Below are 19,556 nucleotides of genomic sequence, written 5' to 3'. Positions count from 1 at the left end.
TCACGCTCCGCGCTGGAAGGCCAGCACCACGTTGTGCCCGCCGAAGCCGAAGGAGTGGCTGACGGCCCGCTCCACCGATTCGCGGCGCGCTTGCTTGGTCACACAGTTCAGGTCGAACTCCACAGCGGGGGCGTCCAGATTGGCGATCGGCGGGATGACGCCCTCCTCCAGGGTCAGTACGGTCAGCGCGGCCTCGATCGCCCCGGCCGCCGCGAGCGAGTGCCCCAGGACGCCCTTGGCCGAGGTCACCGGTGGCCAGTGCGGGAAGACCCGCGCGATCACGTCGGCCTCCATCGCGTCGTTGAGCGGGGTGGACGTGCCGTGCGCGTTGACGTGCCCGACGTCGTAGGGACTCCAGCCCGCGTCCCGCAGCGCCTCCTCGACGGCGGCCTGCGCACAGCGGCCGCGCGGGTCGGGGGCGGTGGGGTGGTGCGCGTCGGTGGTCGATCCCACCCCGGCGAGCAGCGCCCGCGCCCGGCCCCCTCGCGCCGCCGCGTCGGCGGCCCGCTCCAGAACCAGCATCCCGGCGCCCTCGGCGATGACGAAACCGTCCCGGTCCCCGGCGAACGGCCTGGACGCCCCCGCCGGGTCGTCGCAGCGCCTCGACACGGCGCCCATCTGCGCGAATCCGGACACCACGAGCGGCTGGAGAACCGACTCCGCTCCCCCGGCCACCACGACGTCGCACTGCCCGGACGCCAGCAGGTCACGGGCGACGGCGATGGCCGTGGCGCCGGACGCGCAGGCGGTGGCGGGTGCCAGACTCGGCCCGTGCGCCGACAGCGCGATGGCGACCTCGCCCGCGGCCGCGTTGGGGATCATCATCGGCACCAGCAGCGGGGAGACCGCGCCCGGGCCTTCGGCGCTCAGCCGCAGGGCGTTGTCGGTGAGAACGGAGACGCCGCCGACTCCGACACCGATGACGACCCCCACCCGGCCGCCGTCCCAGCCCGCGGGGTCGAGCCCGGCGTCGGCGACGGCCTGCCGGGCCGCGATCACCGCCAGTTTGACGAACCGGTGCATCCGCCAGGTCTTCCGTCCGCCGACCGCGGCGTCCAGGTCGACCCCGTCCACGGGACAGCCGAAGTCGACCGGCAGGCCGCGCAGTTCGGGCAGCCGGCGGGCGGTGGGCCGCCCGGCGCGGACCTCTTCCCAGGTCTCGGCCGCACCGACGCCACCCGGGGTGATCATCCCCAGTCCGGTCACAGCGATCTCGGGTGTCCTCATGAGAGCTCCTCGGAGAGTGCGGCCGCGGCGGGCCGCGCAGCGGTGGTACGGAAAGCGGTCGTACGGGAAGCAGTCGTACGGGAAGCGGGGATGCCGTCAGACACAGCTGAACCAGCAGCCGAGGCAGCTGACCGGGCGGAGGCGGCAGAAGCAGCTGACCCGCCGGCGGCGGCGGCCGGACCGGCCCAGCGCAGCGCCGCCGACCCCCAGGTCAGGCCGCCGCCGAAGGCGGTCAGCAGTACGCGGTCGCCGGTCCGCAGCGCACCCCTGGCATCCGCGTCGGCGAGTGCGAGCGGAATGGAGGCGGCGCCGGTGTTGCCGACACGGTCCAGGTGGGTCACGCACCGGGCGGGGTCGATGCCCAGCCGCTCGGCGACCGCGCTGAGGATCCGGCCGTTGGCCTGGTGCGGTACGAAGTGGTCGACCTGCCCGGGGTCCCAGTCCAGCTTGGCGAGGAGGGTCCGGCAGGAGGCCGTCATCCGCTCGACGGCCTGCTGGTAGACGGCTCCGCCGCGCATCCGGAAGTAGCCGTCGCCCGGCGCTGCGGGTCCCCGCGCGGACCGCGCCCGCGAGCCGCCGCCCGCCACGGTGATCAGGTCGTGTCCGGTGCCGTCGCTGCCCAGGTCGAAGCCGAGCAGTTCCCCGGGGGCTCCGGCGGGCCCCGCCGCGACCAGCGCGGCCCCCGCGCCGTCGCCGAAGACGACCCCGGACCTGTGGTCGTCCGGGTCGAGCCAGCCGGAGTACGTGTCGGCGCCGGCCAGCAGGACACGCTCGGCGATTCCGGCGGCCACCAGACCCTGGGCGCAGGCCAGCCCGTAGATGAAGCCGCTGCACACCGCCGACACGTCGACCGCCGCGACGGAACCCAGGCCCAGCCGGGCGGCGACGGCGGGAGCCGTGGCCGGACACGGGTGGTCGGGGGTGGCCGTGGCCAGGACGAGCGCGTCGACGCGCGGATGGCCCGCGCGCTCCAGGAGCAGCCGGGCCGCCGCGTACGCCAGGTCCCCGGTGGAGACGCCGGGACCGCTCCGGTGACGGGCCGCGATCCCGGTCCGGGTGCGCACCCAGTGGTCGTCCACACCCCAGTGCGCGGGTAATTCGTCGTTGGTCACGCGCCACGGCGGCACCCACCCGGCCACCGACTCGACCAGAGCCACCCCGTCCCCCCCTCGTCCGTACGCTGTCTGCGGCAGCAGAACGGCTTACGAGGGGGAAGGGTTTCGCAGCACGGGGCCGAACGGGTGGCCCTTGGTCAGCCGTTCGAACCGCGTCCGTACACCGCCATGACCTGCGACGCTTCGATACGGACCGGCCGGGCGGCCGAAGCGGCGCACCGCCGCACCCGGGTGGCTACAGTGTTGCCGCCACCGCGGGCGCCCTGCGCTGCCACGGCCGGCACAGCACCAGGAAGCAGGTCATCGCGCCCAGCCCGCACACCAGTTGGACCACGGCCATCGGGGCGGCCGTCGCCTCGCCCGCGATGCCGACCAGCGGGGACGCCACCGCGCCGAGCAGGAAGGTGGAGCTGCCGAGCAGCGCCGAGGCCGATCCCGCGGCGTGCGGGGTGCGCATCAGCGCCTGCGCGTTGGTGTTCGGCATGGCCAGGCCCATCGCCGACATCAGGACGAAGAGCCCGGCGGCGATCGGGAAGAGGCCGACGTGGCCGAAGACCCCGGATGTCATCAGCAGCAGCGCCGTGGCGGCGAGTGTGATGACCGTCAGCCCGAAACCGAGCGCCTTGTCCAGGCTGACCCGGCCGACGAGCAGCTTGCCGTTGATCTGGCCGACCGCGACCAGACCGACCGAGTTGATCCCGAAGAGCAGGCTGAACATCTGCGGCGACGCCCCGTAGATGTCCTGCACGACGAAGGGCGAAGCCGAGATGTACGCGAAGAGCGCCCCGAAGGCGAGACCCCCGGCGAGCAGATAGCCGGTGAAGACCCGGTCGGCGATGAGCGTGCGCATGGTCCGCAGCGCGTGGCCCACACCGCCGGTGTGCCGCCGCTCGGGCGGCAGCGTTTCGTGCAGCCACTTCCACACCACGAGGGTGAGCAGCGAGCCGACCACGGTGAGCAGGACGAAGACTCCGCGCCAGTCGGTGATCTGGAGGATCTGGCCGCCGATGAGCGGGGCGACGATCGGGGCGACGCCGGAGATCAGCATCAGCGTGGAGAAGAACCGCGCCATCTCCAGACCGTCGTAGAGATCGCGCACCACCGCACGGGCGATCACGATGCCCGCGGAGCCCGCGAGACCCTGCAACAGCCGGAAGCCGATGAGCAGTTCGACACTCGGCGCGAAGGCGCAGACCGCGGTGGCGGCGACGTACACAGCCATGCCGATGAGGAGCGGCCGCCGCCTTCCCCACTTGTCACTCATCGGACCGACGACGAGCTGGCCGAGCGCCATACCGATCAGGCAGGCGGTGAGGGTGAGCTGAACGGTGGCGGCGGGCGAGTGCAGCGCGTCCGTGACCTCGGGCAGCGCGGGGAGATACATGTCCATCGAGAGCGCGGGCAGCGCGGTGAGCCCGCCGAGGACGAGGGTGACCAGGATTCCGGTGGTGCGGGCGACGGCAGGGGCGGGGAGCCCGGTGCGTATGTGCTCCGGGGCAGAGGTCTTCGGCATGGCCCCCATACTCTCAGCTCAGCGGGTGTGATAAAGACGGATCACGCGAGCCGGGGTGATGCACGCCCGGCGCACGGTCGGGACCGCGCCCCCCGCCGGTACCGGGGCCCGCCCCGGGACCTGCCCTGTCGTAATCTGCGCCCCCATGAACACATCTCGGAAGACAGCAGTGGTCACCGGCGCGGGTTCCGGTATCGGGCGCAGTGTCGCCCGCACCCTGGCGGACGCGGGCTGGTCGGTGGCGCTGGCCGGGCGCCGCATGGAGAAGCTGGCCGGGACGGCCGCGCTCACCGGGGGCGAGACCTTCCCCGTAGTGGCGGACGTCACATCCCCCGACGAGGTGGGCGCGCTCTTCGGCGCGGTGCGGGAGCGCTGGGGGCGACTGGACCTGCTCTTCAACAACGCGGGCATCTCGGGCCCCGGCGGGGTGCCGGTGGAGGACCTTCCGTACGAGGCGTGGCGGCGGGTCGTCGACACCAATCTGACGGGTTCGTTCCTGTGCGCGCAGGCCGCCTTCCGGCTCATGAAGGAGCAGGACCCGCAGGGCGGCCGGATCATCAACAACGGCTCCATCTCGGCGCACGCCCCGCGCCCGGACTCGATCGCGTACACCGCGACGAAGCACGCCCTGACGGGCCTCACCAAGTCCCTCTCCCTGGACGGCCGTCCGTACCGCATCGCCTGCGGGCAGATCGACATCGGCAACGCGGCGACCGAGATGACCGAGCGGATGCGCAGCGGCATCAAGCAGGCCAACGGCGAGCTGCTGGCCGAGCCGGTGATGGACGTGGCGGACGTGGCGCGCACGGTGCTGCACATGGCGGACCTGCCACTGGAGGCGAATGTGCAGTTCGCGACGGTGCTGGCGACGTCGATGCCGTACGTGGGACGCGGCTGAGCCGGGCGGGGGGTGACGGGGGCCGGGCGGTGGGTGGGGCCGAGCCCGTGCGCACCGCACCGGGCCGTGCGGGCCGGGGAGTTGAGGAGAAGCGAGTTGTGGAGAAGCGAGTTGAGGGAGAGGCGACTTGGCGGAAAGCGGGCACGGCGGCCTCTTCTGCCCTCTACACTCCACTACTTCAAGGTTCCTTCACACTTTCCACACCAGGAGCGCACCTTGCGCATACGTTCCACGGCCTCCGCCGCACTGCTCGCCACCGCCCTCGCGGGGGCGCTGCTCGCCACCGCTCCGAGCGCTTCGGCGGCCACATCGCCCGTACAGATCAGCAAGGTCCAGTACGACTCGCCGGGCAAGGACACCCGCACCAACAAGAGCCTCAACGGCGAGTGGGTACGGCTCCAGAACCGGAGCAAGTCGACTGTCAGCATCAAGGGCTGGAAGGTGACCGACGCGAGCCGGCACACGTACACCTTCGGCAGCGTCACCCTCAAGCGGAACCAGTCGGTCACCGTGTACACGGGCAAGGGCACGAACACGACGGCGTCCAAGTACCAGAGGCGCGGCGCGTATGTGTGGAACAACGACCGCGACACGGCGACACTGACCGACTCCAAGGGCAAGAAGAAGGACAGCGTCTCGTGGTCGCACCCCGGCAAGGGGTACGTCACCAGCTGACCCGCTGAGCGCACCGGCAGCAGCACCGGCGCGGGAACCGCTGACGCGGGAACCGGTGCACAGGCATGGCAGGGTGCCGTCCATGGACGAACACGCCTGGACCACCGTCTCCCAACTCCACGCCTGGCTGGCCGATTCCGCCTCCCGGCCCCCTCATGAGGAGACCCTGCTCCGGATCCTCAAGCTCTCCGAGGAGGTCGGCGAGGTCGCCCAGGCGGTGATCGGCGCCACCGGCCAGAATCCCCGCAAGGGCACATCGCACAGCTGGCAGGACGTGGAGGCCGAGCTCTGCGATGTGATCGTGACGGCGATGGTGGCGCTGCGCACGCTGACCCCGGACGCGGCCGAGGTCTTCGCCGGTCATCTGGCGCGGGTCGCGGACCGCTCCCTGAGCCGGCCGGACCCCGCCGGGGAATGATCACGTGGGATCGGCAGTTGGCAACGGACATGACGCCACCCGCCACCCACCGCAGCCCCGAAATACTCCGCTACACCGCGTTCTCCACCGACCCCGCCGGGGGCAACCCCGCCGGGGTCGTGCTGGACGCCGCCGGGCTCGACGACGCGGCGCGGCTCGCGATCGCGGCGGAGCTCGGGTACAGCGAGACCGCGTTTCTCACCGCGCCGCCGGCCGGGCTGGGCGGGGAACCGGGGCGGGCCTTCACCGTCCGGTACTTCAGCCCGCAGGCCGAGGTCCCGTTCTGCGGGCACGCGACGGTCGCCACCGCCATCGCCTTCGCCGAACGGCACGGTCCCGGTGATCTCCTCCTCGCCACCCGTGCGGGCACGGTGCCGGTCACGGTGGCCGATGAGGGCGGCGCGCTGCGGGCGACCCTGACGAGCGTCGAGCCGGCCGTCCTCGACGTGGCCGGGGACGACGTCGGCGAAGCACTGGGCGCACTGGGCTGGCAGACCTCCGACCTCGACCCGGCCCTCCCGCCCCGTATCGCCTACGCCGGCGCGCGCCATCTGGTGCTGGCAGCCGCGACCCGGTCCCGGCTGGCGGACCTCACGTACGACTTCGACCGGCTGACCGCGTTCATGCACACCCTGGACCTCACCACGCTCCAGCTGGTGTGGCGGGAGTCGGAGACGGTCTTCCATGTCCGGGACCCGTTCCCGGTGGGCGGCGTGGTCGAGGACCCGGCGACCGGGGCCGCCGCCGCGGCGTTCGGTGCGTACGCGCGTGAGCTGGGCCTCGTCGCGGAGGACGCGGTGCTCACGCTCCACCAGGGCGCGGACATGGGCCGCCCCGGCGAGCTGACGGTCGCACTGCGGGCGGGCGACGCGCGGGTACGGGTGAGCGGCACGGGCACCCGTATCGCGGAGAGCGGCTGACCGGCGCGCAAGGCCCCCAGGCGACCGGCTGACCGGGGCGGCCGGGCGGGTGCCCGGCCGCCCCGGCGGGCGGTTCAGTGCTTGCGGGTACGGCGCGGCCGGCGGTTGCGCATGGCCACCGTGCCGGCGGCGAGCAGCGCTGCCGCCCCGCCGCCAGCGCCGAACAGCGGCCATGAGGACGAGGAGCCGCCGGACCCGCCGGAGCCGGCCCGCGCCGCGTTCGGGCCCGGCGCCGGGGTGGCGGCGGCCGAGGGGCGGCCGCCCTCGCTGACCGGGGCGACGAGCGTGCCGACCGGAGTGACCTTGCCCGCGGCCCGGAAGCCCCAGTCGAGGAGCGCCGACGTGTCCTTGTACACCTGGTCGTAGCCGTTCACCGGATGCATGACGGTGACCAGCAGGGTGCGGCCGTCGCGGGTGGCGGCGCCGGTGAAGGTGTTGCCCGCGTGTGTGGTGTAGCCGTTCTTGACGCCGATCATGCCCTTGTACACACCGAGCAGCCGGTCGGTGTTCTGGATCTGGAACTTCTTGCCGCCCCGGGCCGGGAACTCGGCGATCCGGGTCCCGCAGTAGCCCCGGAAGTCGGCGTTCCGCAGCCCGTGCCGGGCGAACAGCGACAGGTCGTACGCCGATGACACCTGCCCGGGGTGGTCGTATCCGTCCGGGCTGACGACATGGGTGTCGAGGGCCTGCAGGTCGACGGCCTTCGCCGCCATCTCGCGCACGGTGGCGGGCACTCCGCCGTTCATGGCGCTGAGCACATGGACGGCGTCGTTGCCGGAGCGCAGGAAGACCCCGTGCCACAACTGGTCGACCGTGTAGGACGTACCGGCCTCGACGCCCACCAGGCTGCTGCCCTCCGGTATGCCCGCCAGATCGGCCGCGGTGACCCGGTGCTTCAGCTTCTTGTCGAACTTGGGCAGCACGGTGTCCGCGAAGAGCATCTTGAGCGTGGAGGCGGGCGGCAGCCGGTGGTGCGCGCGGTAGGAGGCCAGCACCTCCCCGTTCTCGTAGTCCGCGACGAGCCACGACTGGGCGGCAAGGTGCGGAAGCCGGGGCGCGCCGCCGGGACTCACCTGTATCCCGTCGAGGCCGAGCCGCTCACCCCCCACGGCGGTGGCGGCCGAGGCCGGTGCGGCCCCGGTGGCAAGAAGAGCGGCGGGCACGGCAGCGGCGGCGAGGCCGAGCACTGCGCGCCTGGAGGGCGAAGCGTCGCTGGTCACTGAGGGATCGTACGAACCGGAGCTGTGCGCGGGTGCGCCGGGGGGTGCGGATCACCCGAAATGCTTCAGGGGGCGCGTCACGCGGTCGGGCGGCCCCCGCGGCCGCACCCAGGTCAGGAGAACCGCGGTTGCGCGGGCGGGGTGTCCGGGCGGGCGGTCGCACACTGGTCCGCAGCCGCCAAAACCCCTCCCACCAGGGCGAATTCAACGAAGTGTTGAATTGAAAGCGGTGCCCGCCAGAGCCTTGACAGAGATCCCGCACCGGCGGCTACGCTCATGCCGGAAAGTTAATTCCGCATGACGGAATACAAGCATGACGGAATACGCACTGCGGATCACACAGTGGAATAACACGCGCTCACCACTACCCCGGGACGTCCCCATGCCCCCTGTGTCCAAACCCCGTCCGGTTGGCGGCGCCCTGCTCCCCCTCATCGGGGCGATCCCGTTCATCGGGATCCTCGGCGGAATCTGGTTCGCCAACCGGGTGACGCCCTACGTACTCGGAATGCCTTTCATCCTGTTCTGGATCGTCCTGTGGGTGGCCCTGATCTCGGTGGTCATGGCCGTGATCTACAAACTCGATCCCCGCAACCGGGAGGAGCACTCGGCATGACCGCACTCGTCGTCATCCTCGGCTTCCTCCTGGTCGCCATCTGCCTCGGGCTACAGGCCCGCCGCGGCAAGGACATGGACCTCGAAGAATGGTCCGTCGGCGGCCGCAGCTTCGGAACGACCTTCGTCTTCCTGCTGCTCGCCGGCGAGATCTACACCACCTTCACCTTCCTCGGCGCCTCGGGCTGGGCGTACGGGAAGGGCGGGCCCGCCCTGTACATCCTGTGCTATGGCGCACTGGGGTACGTGATGTCGTACTGGCTGCTGCCGGCGATCTGGCGTTACGCCAAGGAGCACCGGCTCGTCTCCCAGTCCGACTTCTTCGCCAAGAAGTTCGACAGTCCCCTGCTCGGCGCGCTGGTCGCCCTGGTCGGCGTCGTGGCGATGGTGCCGTACCTGGTCCTCCAGCTCACCGGTATGGGGATCATCGTCTCCGAGGCCTCGTACGGCCATATCTCCAAGACCATCGCGGTGATCATCGGCACGGTCGCGCTGACCGTGTACGTGACCATCTCCGGCATCCACGGTTCGGCCTGGACCGCGGTCCTCAAGGACGTCCTGATCCTCTCGGTGGTGCTGTTCCTCGGCATCTACCTGCCGTTGCACTACGCAGGCGGCGTCGGCCACATGTTCCACACCATCAACACCGCGAAACCGGGCTTCCTGACCCTCCAGCACAGCGGCCTCAGCCCGTCCTGGTTCGTCTCGACCGTCCTGCTGTCCACGCTGGGCTTCTACATGTGGCCGCACTCGTTCAGCGCCTCCTACACCGCCCAGAACGAGCGGGTGTTCCGCCGGAACGCCATCTTCATGCCGCTCTACCAACTCGTCCTGCTCTTCGTCTTCCTGGCCGGATTCGCCGCGCTGATCGCCGTTCCCGGCCTGAAGGGTGCGGACGCCGACCTGTCGATGCTGCGGATCACGGTCAAGTCCTTCGACCCGTGGTTCGTGGGGGTCATCGGCGGCGCCGGTGTGCTCACCGCGCTGGTCCCCGGTTCGCTGCTCCTGCTGACCTCGGCGACCTGCCTGGCCAAGAACGTCTACAAGCTCGCCCGCCCGGCGACGTCGGAACAGTCGGTGGGCCGGCTGGCCAAGCTGCTGGTGCCCGTACTGGCGCTGATCGCACTGTTCTTCACCTTCAACGGCGGCAGCAGCATCGTGAACCTGATGCTCATGGGCTACTCGCTGGTCACGCAGCTCTTCCCGGCACTGCTGGTCAGCCTGGCCCCGCGCAAGCTGGTCAGCAAACAGGGCGCGGCAGCGGGCATCGTCGTGGGCGTCCTGGTCGTCGGCGCGGTGACCATCAGTGGCGCCACCGTCGGAAGTCTGCTGCCGGGGCTGCCGCAGGCCGTCAAGGACCTCAACGTCGGCGTCATCGCCCTCGTGGCCAACGCCCTCGTGATGTTCGCGGTCTCGGCGGCCACCCGCACCTCGGTGAGTGAAGCCCCCGCGAATACGGCACCGAAGGTCGGCGCCGTCTGACGGCCCGGCCACCGCACACCGGTTCGGAGAAGCCCCGCCATGCCGCGCATGGTGGGGCTTCTCGACGCAACGAGGGCTCCAGCCACCGTACGGAATCGATGACTCGCTCTCCGGCGCTTCGCGGACTGTGAGCACGGCGCTCCGCGGACTGTGCAGCACGGCGCTTCCCGGACTGTGCAGCACGGAGTGCATCGCTGCACAGAGTGTGTCTTTCAATGCCCGGTCACGTTGGCGCATTCTACTATTCATCGCGAATTTGCAGTGACCGATCGACGGACAGCCACAGGCCCCCCGAATACTTGCGCGCCGCCCACTCGAAGACGTCCGACGAGCAGTCACCGAATTCACCGAGTTCACCCTTCTTCACAGAGGGCGACGCCCCCGCGCCCGTGCCGGTACGCCGGATACCATGCCCGACCGGCCGCGTTTCGCTGTCGACCGGTATCGGCGGGGCACGACCCCCTTACGTGGCTCGCGCGAGCGCATGCCCGGCTCGTCCGAGTGCGGCTCAGAAAGGACACCATGAGCGCCGAAAGCACCGGAGTCCGCTCTCGAAGCGGGATACCTGCCGAAGCCGGCAAAGCCAGCCTTTCCGTGCCATCCGAAAAACCCGCTGGAACCCTGCGCGGCACCATGGGCACCCTTCAGCTCGCTCTGACCGTGCTCGCCATGTCGGCGCCCATCGGGAACGTAACCGGCGTACTGCCGCTCGGCATCACCCGCGGTAACGGGATCGGCACGCCTGTGATCTACGCGTTCGTCGGCGTGATCTTTCTGCTGTTCGCCGTCGGATTCACCACGATGACCCGCAACTTGCCGAAGCCCGGAGCCTTTTACACCTACATCACCGCGGGGCTCTCCCGAACACTCGGCCTCGGCACAGGACTCCTCGCCGCCTTCACTTACCTGGTCTTCATGATCGGCAGCTATGCGTTCTTCGGGGTTTCCATCGAGAACGTACTCAGTTCCTTCGGTGCACCGAGTACGCCCTGGTGGCTTTGGGCTGCGCTCTGTTGCGTCATCATCACCGCACTCGGGCACTTCAATGTGGAGCTTTCCGGCAAGGTTCTTTCGGCCTTCATGGTCGCGGAAGTCGTGCTGGTCATGCTGTTCAATGCGCCCGTTCTCTTCACTGGCGGCCCACAGGGCTACCAGGTTGAGTCCTTCCAGCCGGCGCATGTGTTCCAGGGGGACCTCGGCGTCGCAACTCTCTTCGCCATCACGTGCTTTCTCGGCTTCGAGTCCTCCGCGATCTACCGCGACGAGGTCAAACGGCCCGAAAAGACCATCCCGCGTGCGACCTATCTCGCGATCTCCGGCCTCGGAGCGTTCTACGTCCTCACTTCATGGGCGATCGTGACCTTCTGGGGGCCGAGTCGTGTGGCCGCGGCCGGTTCGACGAATCCTACGACTCTGTTCAGTGAGGGCTTCCGCCACTACATGGGTGACACCTTCACCCAGATCATGATCGTGATGGTCGTCACCAGCGTTTTCGCCGGTGCGCTGTCGACCCACAATTCACTGTCGCGGTACCTCTATTCGCTCGGCCGCGACCGTATCCTGCCTTCCTTCCTCGGTAAGGCCCACGGCCGGCACGGCTCCCCGTCGAACGCATCGGCTTTCGCCACCGGAGCAGCGGTGATCTGTATGCTCCCGTTCCTTCTCAGCAGGCTCGATGCCGTGGCGATGTACTCGTCCATGTTCGCGCTCGGAACGTTCGCCCTGCTCATCCTGTTCACGCTGACCACCGTCTCGGTCCTGCGCTACTTCCGGATCATCGAGCACGGGGAGAGGATCTGGAACACCTCGGTCGCACCGATCCTGGCGCTCGCCGGACTCGTACTCCTTCTCACGCTGACTTCGGTCTACTACTCGATGTCGATCGGCGCGCCGCAATGGCTCGCGTACGGACAGCAGTTGCTCCTGGTCGCCATTGTCGTCGCCGGTGTCCTGGTCGCCTTGCGGTGGCGCAGGACCCGCCCCGACGTCTACGCGAACATCGGCGGTGGCTCCGGGGAGCACCACGATGCGAGAAGGGCGGCCAAGCCGTCGTCCCCCAGCACGGCCGGCCCCCGGTAGCAACACCGGTTCTCCCGGGGAGTGACTACCGGCGTTGGTTGTCGGGCGTGCCGGAACGGTGCGGGCCCATCAGGTCGAGGGCGCGGAGTGCCAGGGAGAGACCGCCCCGCACCTCGGGGTCGTCGACGGACCTGCCGAGTAGCGCGTTGAGACGCTCGATGCGGTAGTAGAGCGTGCGCCGCTGGATGAACAAGGCCTCCGCGGCCCGTGTCTTGTTGCCGTCGGCGGCGAGGTAGGCCTGCAGCGTCGGCAGCAGTGCGTTCGTCTCGGTCGCATCGTGCTGCAGGAGCGGCCCGAGCTCGACATCGACGTACCGGTGCAGCTCGGGCCCGTCGGCCAGTGCCACGAGCAGGCGCAGGACGCCCAGCCGGTCGAAGTGGAGCGTGGTGGGTTTCTCTCTGGTGACGGCCACCGACGCCGCTGTACGGGCCTGCCGTGCCGCGTCCACGAGGTGCTCGGCGGGGCCGCTGCGGCTCACCCCTGCTCGGGCGCCCTGGGCGTCGAGCTGTTCGGTGAGCTGCTGCCCGGACACCTGGTGGGTCAGACCGACGACGGCCAGCACCTGATCGCCGGTGTCGGCCAGGACGGCCGGCAGTTTCATGCTCTTCAGCACCGGCTCCAGCGCCAGCCTGGCGGAGTGGTCGTCGCCGGGCTCCTTGCAGACGACGGCCACGGCAAGCGGCCGGTCGCGCAGATCACGGCCCACCTTGAGCGCCCGGTCGACGAACTGCTCGCCGGTGATGTCGCCCAGCAGCAGCCGGTTGATCAGTGAGCTCTGCCGGTGGGAGGCGCGTGCACCGCTCTCCCGGTCGCCGAGCAGGGCGATGGCGATCGTGTCCGCAGCGCGGTCGAGGGCGTAGGCGTGGGCGCCCGAGAGAGCCGCCCTTCCGTTGAAGACGTGGATCCAGCCCCACGCCTCGCCGCGCAGGACGATCATGCGGCGCGTACAGCCCGGCTCCTCGTGCGACTGAACCACCGTTGACCTGCTGTGCTCGCTGGGAGCCCCGGTCCGGTGGGCCATCCTGGCGTGCAGCCCCCAGTTCTTCATCAGCAGATCGGTGTCCGCTGTGCCCCCGGCGTACGCCACGACCTGGTGGTCGGTGTCCTCCAGGACCACGGGAGAGCCCACGTGGTGGGCGAGCGTCTCAGCGAAGGACACATGGCTGCGACTGGCCAGAAGCAGCTGGATGAAGTCCGCGTTGAGCCGCTCGAAGGCGAGGAGGTCGGCGTTCCTCTCGTCGGAGATCAACTCATGCACCTGCGCGGACACCTCGACGAACGGCAGCTCGTCCACCAGACCGATCAGGGGAAGGCCCAGCTGCCGGGCTTCGTCCACCAGCGCCGACGGCATCGTGGTGAACGCCCTCCCGCCCAGTTCCACGACGAGTGCGGCAGCGTTCGCGGCGCTGACCTCCTGGACGTAACGGCGCTGCTCACCTGCCGTACGGCCGACCCCGAGCCCGGCTGTCAGCAGCAACTCGCCGCCCGTCAGGAAACGGGCGACGTCGGGGATCTCCACAGGATGGACCCAGCGGATGGTCCGGTCCAGATTCTCCTCACCCGCGTACACACGGACCTCGGTCCGGCTGAAGACCTCCAGTTGGAGTGCGGCTGCTACGGACAGAGCCATGACGGAACCTCTTCGGAACAAGTAGGAACTTCACCCGGGTGTACGGGTGGCGCAGCGGGGGGTGCGCCGATGCAACTGGCCGGGACGGGTGCCGGACGCAGGACGCCCGGAGCCACGGTCAGGGGGCAGGTCCCCATCGTGCCCTGCGCGGTGGGTCCTGGGATTGCACGAATGATGCAGCGTTCGGCGACATCCTTGCACAGTCTGTGTCTGCCTTGCGGGTGGCCCTCGCCTTCATGCTGGTGGACGCCACAGCTTTGGTCGCGCAGCGCAGGCCGCGAGCGCGACGGGGCAGGGGCTCCCGCCGGACCGGAGCGGCGCCCCGCCCCGCGAGCGCGTCGGCAGCCGGCCGGGTGCCGGCTCCCCCGCAGCGCGAGGCACCAGGACCTCGCTGACCCGGATCCCACCGCGCCAGGACGTTCCATCTGCACTTGGAGGACCACCATGAGAGCCGCCGTCGTTCCGCGCCCGTCCGGACCCTTCGGCATCGCAGACCTGCGGATGCCCCGGCCCGGGCCGGGGGAGATCCTCGTGCGCGTCGCCGCCTGCGGTGTCTGCCACACCGATCTGCACGTCCATGACGGCTCGGTGGCCTTCCCGTTCCCCGCGGTTCTGGGGCATGAGATTTCCGGAACGGTTGTCGACACGGGGGCCGGTGTGGACCACCTCAGCCCCGGCCAGAGCATCGTCGGCGCATTCATCATGCCGTGCGGCTCCTGCGCGATGTGTACGTCGGGCCGGGAGGAACTGTGCGAGCCGTTCTTCGCACACAACCGGCTGAACGGAACGCTCTACGACGGGACGACCAGGCTCTTCGACGCCAACGGCGATCCGGTGTGGATGTACTCCATGGCGGGCCTGGCCGAGTACGCCGTCATGCCCGCGCTCGGTGCGGCGCCGATCCCCTCCGGCGGCCACCTCAAGGACTCCGCGATCCTGGGCTGCGCCTTCCTGACCGCCTACGGCGCGCTGGTCCACGTCGGCGAACTGCGGGAGAGCGACTCGGTGGTCATCGTGGGCGCCGGCGGTGTCGGCCTCAGCGCCGTAGCCGTGGCCAAGGCCCTGGGCGCCGGTCGCATCGTGGCCGTCGACGTCGCCGACGACCGGCTGGGAACCGCGTCGCGCCTGGGGGCGACCGACACGGTCAATGCCTCCACCACCGACCCGGTCCGGGCGGTCCGCGACATCACCGGAGGAGGGGCCCGTCTCGTGGTGGAAGCGATCGGGCAGCCGGGCACTTTCCGGCAGGCCACGGAGATGGCAGCCGACGGCGGCCGGTGCGTGATGATCGGCATCGCACCGGCAGGCCGCACCGCCGAGATCGAGATCACCCGGCTCGTACGCCGCAAGATCCAGGTCTGCGGGTCCTTCGGCGGACGCCCCCGGCAGGACCTGGCGCATCTGGGCCGGCTCGTGGCCGACGGGCGTCTCGACCCCGGGGCCCTGATCAGCCGGCGCTTCCCGCTGGACCAGGCCGACCAGGCATACCGGCTTCTCAGCGAAGGAAAGATCGTCGGCCGGGCTCTCATCGAGATCGACCCCGACGCCTGACACCTCGCACTCCCCGCGTTCATCAGACAGCGCTCCCCGCCCCGTATGGACGCGGCACCAGCCGCCGGCCCGGGCGGCCTGTCCCCGCTGCGGACTCCCTCAGCAGCGATCCCGACGACAGCAGAGACGACAGCAGAATGGATCAGTCCATGGCACTCACGCTGCACCACTGGCGCAACGGTACGGCCTTCGAAGGCATCGGCGACCGGTACTCCGACGTCACCAACCCGGCGACCGGAGAGGTCACCGCTCAGCTGGCGCTGGCCGCCGAGAGCGACGTGAATGCCGTCGTGGAGGCGGCAGTTGCGGCCTTCCCCGCTTGGCGCGACACATCGCTGACAGCGCGGACCCGCGTCCTGTTCCGCTTCCGCGAGCTGCTGAACGCCCGCAAGCCCGAACTCGCCGAGATCATCACCTCCGAGCACGGCAAGGTGCTCTCCGACGCACTCGGAGAAGTCAGCCGGGGCCAGGAGGTGGTCGAATTCGCCTGCGGCATCCCCCACCTGCTCAAGGGCGGCTTCACCGAGAACGCGTCGACCAGGGTCGACGTGCACTCCGTGCGCCAGCCCCTCGGCGTGGTCGGCATCGTCTCGCCGTTCAACTTCCCGGCCATGGTGCCTCTGTGGTTCTTCCCCATTGCCATCGCGGCGGGCAACGCCGTCATCCTCAAGCCGAGCGAGAAGGTTCCCACCGCCGCGCTGTGGCTGGCCGAGCTGTGGAAGGAAGCGGGACTTCCCGACGGTGTCTTCAACGTCCTCAACGGGGACAAGTCCGCCGTAGATGGCCTGCTGACCCACCCGGACGTGGAGTCCGTGTCCTTCGTGGGGTCCACGCCGATCGCGCAGTACGTGTACGAGACGGCCGCCGCCCACGGGAAGCGCGTCCAGGCGCTCGGCGGGGCCAAGAACCACATGGTCGTGCTGCCCGACGCCGACCTCGATCTCGCCGCCGACCAGGCCGTCAACGGCGGGTACGGCTCAGCGGGTGAGAGGTGCATGGCCATCTCAGCAGTGGTTGCTGTCGGCAACATCGCCGATGAACTCGTCGCCAGAATAAAGGCGCGCACGCTCCAGCTGCGCACCGGCGACGGCACCCGCGACTGCGACATGGGCCCCCTGGTGACCGCGCAGGCCCAGCAGCGGGTGTCCGGCTATGTGGACGCCGGTGAGAAGGCCGGAGCCACGCTGGTGGTCGACGGGCGCGAGGTGCGTCCGGACGCCGACGGGGCAGGCTTCTTCGTCGGCCCCACCCTCTTCGACCACGTCGGCACCGACATGAGCATCTACACCGACGAGATCTTCGGGCCGGTGCTTTCCGTCGTCCGCGTGGACACCTACGACGAAGCCGTCCAGCTGATCAACCGCAACGCGTACGGCAACGGAACCGCGATCTTCACCAACGACGGTGGTGCGGCACGGCAGTTCGCCAACGAGATCAAGGTGGGCATGGTCGGCGTCAACGTCCCGGTCCCCGTCCCCATGGCGTACTACTCCTTCGGCGGCTGGAAGCACTCCCTGTTCGGTGACAGCCACGCCCACGGCACCGAGGGCGTCCAGTTCTTCACCCGCGGCAAGGTCATCACCACCCGGTGGCTCGACCCCAGCCACGGCGGAATCAACCTCGGATTCCCCGAGAACACCTGACCGCCGCCCCTCCGCGGGCCGAGTAGTTCCCCTCTCCGCGGGCCGAACAGTTCCCCCCTCCGCTTTCCCTTTCCTCAAGGAGACCAGCCGTGCCCGTTGTACTGAAGTCCGCCGCCGCCAAGAGCGGTGCGCGCAGCAGCCGCCCGGAGGTCGTCGACACCGTCGCCGAGGTCATCGCCGACGTGCGGGCCAACGGCGACGACGCCGTCCGCCGGTACTCGGCGAAGTTCGACTCCTGGGACCGGCCGTCCTACCGGCTCGGCGCACAGGAGATCAAATCCATCGTCTCGTCGGTTCCCGCCGGCGTCCTCGAAGATCTGCGTTTCGTGCAGCAGCAGGTGCAGAACTTCGCACAGGCACAGCGCGACTCCCTGCACGATTTCGAGATCGAGACCCTGCCGGGCGTGTTCCTGGGACAGCGCAACATCCCGGTCTCGGCGGCCGGTGCCTATGTGCCGGGCGGCCGTTACCCGCTCACCGCTTCCGCGCACATGACCATCGTCACGGCGAAGGTGGCGGGCGTCGAGCGGGTGGCCGCCACCACCCCTCCGAACGAGGGCGCCCCGCCGCCGGTCAGCGTCGCCGCCATGCACATGGCGGGCGCGGAGGAGATCTACGTACTCGGCGGAGTGCAGGCGGTCGCCGCACTTGCCCTGGGCACCGAGACCGTCGACCCGGTCCATATGCTGGCCGGCCCCGGCAACGCCTATGTGGCCGAGGCCAAGCGGCAGTTGTTCGGCGAGGTGGGGATCGACCTGTTCGCCGGGCCCACCGAGGTGCTCATCGTCGCCGACGACACCGCCGACCCGTTCACGGTCGCCGTGGACCTGCTCAGCCAGGCCGAGCACGGCCCGGACTCCCCGGCGGTCCTGATCACCACCTCCCGCGAGGTCGGCCGGCGCACGATCGAGTTCATCGGCGAACTGCTGCCCGCCATGCCGACCGGGAGGGTCGCCGGTGCGGCCTGGCGCGACCACGGCGAGGTCGTGGTGGTGGACGGCCAGGACGAGGCCTTCGCCCTGGCCGACACCTACGCCAGCGAGCACGTGCAGATCTTCACCGCCGAACCGCGGGATGCCCTGACCGGCATGCGGGACTACGGCGCCCTCTTCCTCGGCCAGGACACCTGCGTTCCCTACGGTGACAAGGTCATCGGCACCAACCACGTCCTGCCGACCATGGGCGCAGCCCGGTACACCGGCGGTCTGTGGGTGGGCAAGTACCTCAAGACCGTGACCTACCAGGAGGTCCGGAACAAGGCCAGCAGTGCGCTGCTGGGCGAGATCTGCGGTCGGGCCTCCCGCCTGGAGAACTTCGAGGGTCACGCCCGCTCCGGTGACCTGCGCGCGGCCCGGTACGGCGAGGCGGGCCTGTCGTGGAGCGACCACGACGTACGCCTCGGCGAATCCGGCAGGTGAGGTCAGCCGTGCCCGGGCCGGGCGGTCGTCGCCCGTACGACCAGTTCCGTCGGCAGGAGGATCTCCTTCGGCTCGGCGCCCGCGATCACATCCAGCAGCAGCCGGGTGGCGCTTCGCCCCTTCTCGACCAACGGCTGGCGCACGGTGGTCAGTTGTGCGCCGGCCGCACCGGGAAGGTCGTCGAACCCGATCACCGAGAGATCCTCGGGAACGCGCAGGCCGCGACTGCGGGCGGTCCGCATCGCCGCGAGCGCCAGGACGTCGGTACCGGCGAGCACGGCCGTGATGGGGCCGGCTTCCGCCAGCAGGGTCCCGGCCGCGGCCAGCGAAGCGGTCTCGTCGAAGCCTCCCGCCTCGATGACGGTGACCTCCCCCCACGGCAGGCCGGCCGCGCGGAAGGCGGCGGCGTAGCCCGCCAGCCGTTCCTTCATCACCCGGTCGCGTGCCGCGCGCTGCCGGGCGGGAGTGACAGGGCCGCGGTAGCCGTCGGGCACCAGCCGGTCGACCAGGATGCCGACCGAACGGTGGTCCAGGGCCAGCAGGTGAGCGGCGGCCGACCGGGCGGCTGCACGGTCCTCGATCCCCACCCAGGGAAGCCCTCCGGGGTTGGGACCGTCGATGACCACCACCGGCAACCGCCTGCGCAGCACGGTCTCCACCGCGGGATGCCCCTCGGGCAGGGCGTAGGCGAGGAAGCCGTCGACGAGCCCCCGCAGCAACACACCGGAGTTCTGAGTCAGCCGTTCCGACTCCAGCGGACACGGCAGCAGGGTGAGCGCCGTCTCGGACACCTCGCCGACCTCGGCGATTCCCCGCAGCAGCGCGGCGGTGGCCGGGTCGTCGAAGGCGTAGGGCAGCGAGTCCGTGACCATCAGGCCGAGCGCCCCGACCTGGCCGGTCCGCAGCGTACGGCCGACCGAGTGCGGACCGGTGTATCCGAGTTCCTCGGCGATCTGCAGGACGCGTTCGCGCTGCGCCGCGGACAGCTTCTCCGGCCGGCTGAACGCGTAGGAGACGGCCGCCTGGGAGACACCCGCCGCCCGTGCTACATCACGCATGGTGACCACTGGCGCCTGCTTCCCCTCGTCGGCGTGGTTCGCCGGCAACCCTACCCAGCGCGCTTCCGGGCGTTGCGGGCCGCATTCACCTCTG

16 protein-coding genes are annotated in these 19,556 nt (G+C 70.2%); 10 read left to right on the top strand and 6 right to left on the bottom strand.

Annotation, left to right across the window (positions count from 1 at the left end):
• The 3 genes from OG385_RS24235 to OG385_RS24225 form a co-directional block, all read right to left on the bottom strand.
• Nucleotides 1-1,227, bottom strand: coding sequence for a beta-ketoacyl synthase (locus OG385_RS24235; RefSeq protein ID WP_266857600.1), 1,227 nt, complete (start codon nucleotides 1,225-1,227; stop codon nucleotides 1-3).
• Nucleotides 1,224-2,384: a beta-ketoacyl-ACP synthase 3 gene (locus tag OG385_RS24230; protein WP_266857598.1), complete on the bottom strand. Its 1,161-nt coding sequence runs from the start codon at nucleotides 2,382-2,384 to the stop codon at nucleotides 1,224-1,226. The genes OG385_RS24235 and OG385_RS24230 overlap by 4 nt, the downstream gene beginning before the upstream one ends.
• Nucleotides 2,385-2,577: 193 nt before the next feature.
• Nucleotides 2,578-3,855, bottom strand: a complete 1,278-nt coding sequence (locus OG385_RS24225; protein WP_266857596.1) for a multidrug effflux MFS transporter — start codon at nucleotides 3,853-3,855, stop codon at nucleotides 2,578-2,580.
• 145 nt (nucleotides 3,856-4,000) lie between these two features.
• Between OG385_RS24225 and OG385_RS24220 the strand changes: the two genes are divergently transcribed.
• The 4 genes from OG385_RS24220 to OG385_RS24205 all read left to right on the top strand — a co-directional run bounded on the left by OG385_RS24220 (nucleotide 4,001) and on the right by OG385_RS24205 (nucleotide 6,766).
• Nucleotides 4,001-4,753 (top strand): SDR family oxidoreductase, encoded by a 753-nt coding sequence (locus OG385_RS24220; protein ID WP_266857594.1) that lies wholly within the window; start codon nucleotides 4,001-4,003, stop codon nucleotides 4,751-4,753.
• Between the two features lie 216 nt (nucleotides 4,754-4,969).
• Nucleotides 4,970-5,428: a lamin tail domain-containing protein gene (locus OG385_RS24215; RefSeq protein ID WP_266857592.1), complete on the top strand. Its 459-nt coding sequence runs from the start codon at nucleotides 4,970-4,972 to the stop codon at nucleotides 5,426-5,428.
• A gap of 82 nt (nucleotides 5,429-5,510) precedes the next feature.
• A complete protein-coding gene (locus tag OG385_RS24210) occupies nucleotides 5,511-5,846 on the top strand; it encodes a MazG-like family protein (protein ID WP_266857590.1) in 336 nt (111 codons plus the stop codon).
• 29 nt (nucleotides 5,847-5,875) lie between these two features.
• The gene (locus OG385_RS24205) at nucleotides 5,876-6,766 is read left to right on the top strand and encodes a PhzF family phenazine biosynthesis protein (RefSeq protein ID WP_266857588.1); all 891 of its coding nucleotides are present in this window, start codon (nucleotides 5,876-5,878) and stop codon (nucleotides 6,764-6,766) included.
• Nucleotides 6,767-6,840: 74 nt separating this feature from the next.
• Here OG385_RS24205 and OG385_RS24200 read toward each other — a convergent pair whose 3' ends face one another.
• Nucleotides 6,841-7,986, bottom strand: coding sequence for a serine hydrolase (locus OG385_RS24200; RefSeq protein ID WP_323183840.1), 1,146 nt, complete (start codon nucleotides 7,984-7,986; stop codon nucleotides 6,841-6,843).
• Between the two features lie 391 nt (nucleotides 7,987-8,377).
• Between OG385_RS24200 and OG385_RS24195 the strand changes: the two genes are divergently transcribed.
• The 3 genes from OG385_RS24195 to OG385_RS24185 all read left to right on the top strand — a co-directional run bounded on the left by OG385_RS24195 (nucleotide 8,378) and on the right by OG385_RS24185 (nucleotide 12,162).
• Complete coding sequence (locus OG385_RS24195; protein WP_266857587.1) at nucleotides 8,378-8,602, top strand: DUF3311 domain-containing protein; 225 nt, start codon at nucleotides 8,378-8,380, stop codon at nucleotides 8,600-8,602.
• A complete protein-coding gene (locus OG385_RS24190) occupies nucleotides 8,599-10,083 on the top strand; it encodes a sodium:solute symporter (protein WP_266857586.1) in 1,485 nt (494 codons plus the stop codon). The genes OG385_RS24195 and OG385_RS24190 overlap by 4 nt, the downstream gene beginning before the upstream one ends.
• Nucleotides 10,084-10,605: 522 nt before the next feature.
• Complete coding sequence (locus OG385_RS24185; RefSeq protein ID WP_266857584.1) at nucleotides 10,606-12,162, top strand: APC family permease; 1,557 nt, start codon at nucleotides 10,606-10,608, stop codon at nucleotides 12,160-12,162.
• 25 nt (nucleotides 12,163-12,187) lie between these two features.
• On the opposite strand, the gene OG385_RS24180 is transcribed toward OG385_RS24185, so the two are convergent.
• Nucleotides 12,188-13,792 carry a PucR family transcriptional regulator ligand-binding domain-containing protein gene (locus OG385_RS24180; protein ID WP_266857582.1) on the bottom strand — a complete coding sequence of 535 codons (1,605 nt, stop codon included), beginning with the start codon at nucleotides 13,790-13,792 and terminating at the stop codon, nucleotides 12,188-12,190.
• A gap of 444 nt (nucleotides 13,793-14,236) precedes the next feature.
• Here OG385_RS24180 and OG385_RS24175 point away from each other — a divergent pair, with 444 nt between their 5' ends.
• From OG385_RS24175 to hisD, 3 genes are all read left to right on the top strand, one after another.
• On the top strand, nucleotides 14,237-15,343 hold the full coding sequence (locus tag OG385_RS24175) for a zinc-binding dehydrogenase (protein ID WP_266857580.1): 1,107 nt from the start codon (nucleotides 14,237-14,239) through the stop codon (nucleotides 15,341-15,343).
• 149 nt (nucleotides 15,344-15,492) lie between these two features.
• Nucleotides 15,493-16,986 carry a CoA-acylating methylmalonate-semialdehyde dehydrogenase gene (locus OG385_RS24170; protein ID WP_266857578.1) on the top strand — a complete coding sequence of 498 codons (1,494 nt, stop codon included), beginning with the start codon at nucleotides 15,493-15,495 and terminating at the stop codon, nucleotides 16,984-16,986.
• Nucleotides 16,987-17,075: 89 nt separating this feature from the next.
• On the top strand, nucleotides 17,076-18,404 hold the full coding sequence (hisD, locus tag OG385_RS24165; RefSeq protein ID WP_266857576.1) for a histidinol dehydrogenase: 1,329 nt from the start codon (nucleotides 17,076-17,078) through the stop codon (nucleotides 18,402-18,404).
• Between the two features lie 2 nt (nucleotides 18,405-18,406).
• On the opposite strand, the gene OG385_RS24160 is transcribed toward hisD, so the two are convergent.
• On the bottom strand, nucleotides 18,407-19,462 hold the full coding sequence (locus OG385_RS24160; protein WP_266857575.1) for a LacI family DNA-binding transcriptional regulator: 1,056 nt from the start codon (nucleotides 19,460-19,462) through the stop codon (nucleotides 18,407-18,409).
• Nucleotides 19,463-19,556 lie beyond the last annotated feature (94 nt).

The organism is Streptomyces sp. NBC_01306 (genome assembly GCF_026340465.1).
Classification (GTDB): Bacteria; Actinomycetota; Actinomycetes; order Streptomycetales; family Streptomycetaceae; genus Streptomyces.
Note: the sequence above shows the minus strand (reverse complement) of the source record. Positions and strands in the feature narration are given on the sequence as shown.

Bases quoted from the DNA above. Each gene is read 5' to 3' on its own strand.
- OG385_RS24190 (WP_266857586.1), top strand. From the start codon at position 8,599: ATGACCGCACTCGTCGTCATCCTCGGCTTCCTCCTGGTCGCCATCTGC.
- OG385_RS24205 (WP_266857588.1), top strand. From the start codon at position 5,876: ATGACGCCACCCGCCACCCACCGCAGCCCCGAAATACTCCGCTACACC.
- OG385_RS24175 (WP_266857580.1), top strand. From the start codon at position 14,237: ATGAGAGCCGCCGTCGTTCCGCGCCCGTCCGGACCCTTCGGCATCGCA.
- OG385_RS24185 (WP_266857584.1), top strand. From the start codon at position 10,606: ATGAGCGCCGAAAGCACCGGAGTCCGCTCTCGAAGCGGGATACCTGCC.
- OG385_RS24235 (WP_266857600.1), bottom strand. From the start codon at position 1,227: ATGAGGACACCCGAGATCGCTGTGACCGGACTGGGGATGATCACCCCG.
- OG385_RS24180 (WP_266857582.1), bottom strand. From the start codon at position 13,792: ATGGCTCTGTCCGTAGCAGCCGCACTCCAACTGGAGGTCTTCAGCCGG.
- OG385_RS24160 (WP_266857575.1), bottom strand. From the start codon at position 19,462: ATGCGTGATGTAGCACGGGCGGCGGGTGTCTCCCAGGCGGCCGTCTCC.
- OG385_RS24220 (WP_266857594.1), top strand. From the start codon at position 4,001: ATGAACACATCTCGGAAGACAGCAGTGGTCACCGGCGCGGGTTCCGGT.
- OG385_RS24210 (WP_266857590.1), top strand. From the start codon at position 5,511: ATGGACGAACACGCCTGGACCACCGTCTCCCAACTCCACGCCTGGCTG.
- OG385_RS24225 (WP_266857596.1), bottom strand. From the start codon at position 3,855: ATGCCGAAGACCTCTGCCCCGGAGCACATACGCACCGGGCTCCCCGCC.
- OG385_RS24170 (WP_266857578.1), top strand. From the start codon at position 15,493: ATGGCACTCACGCTGCACCACTGGCGCAACGGTACGGCCTTCGAAGGC.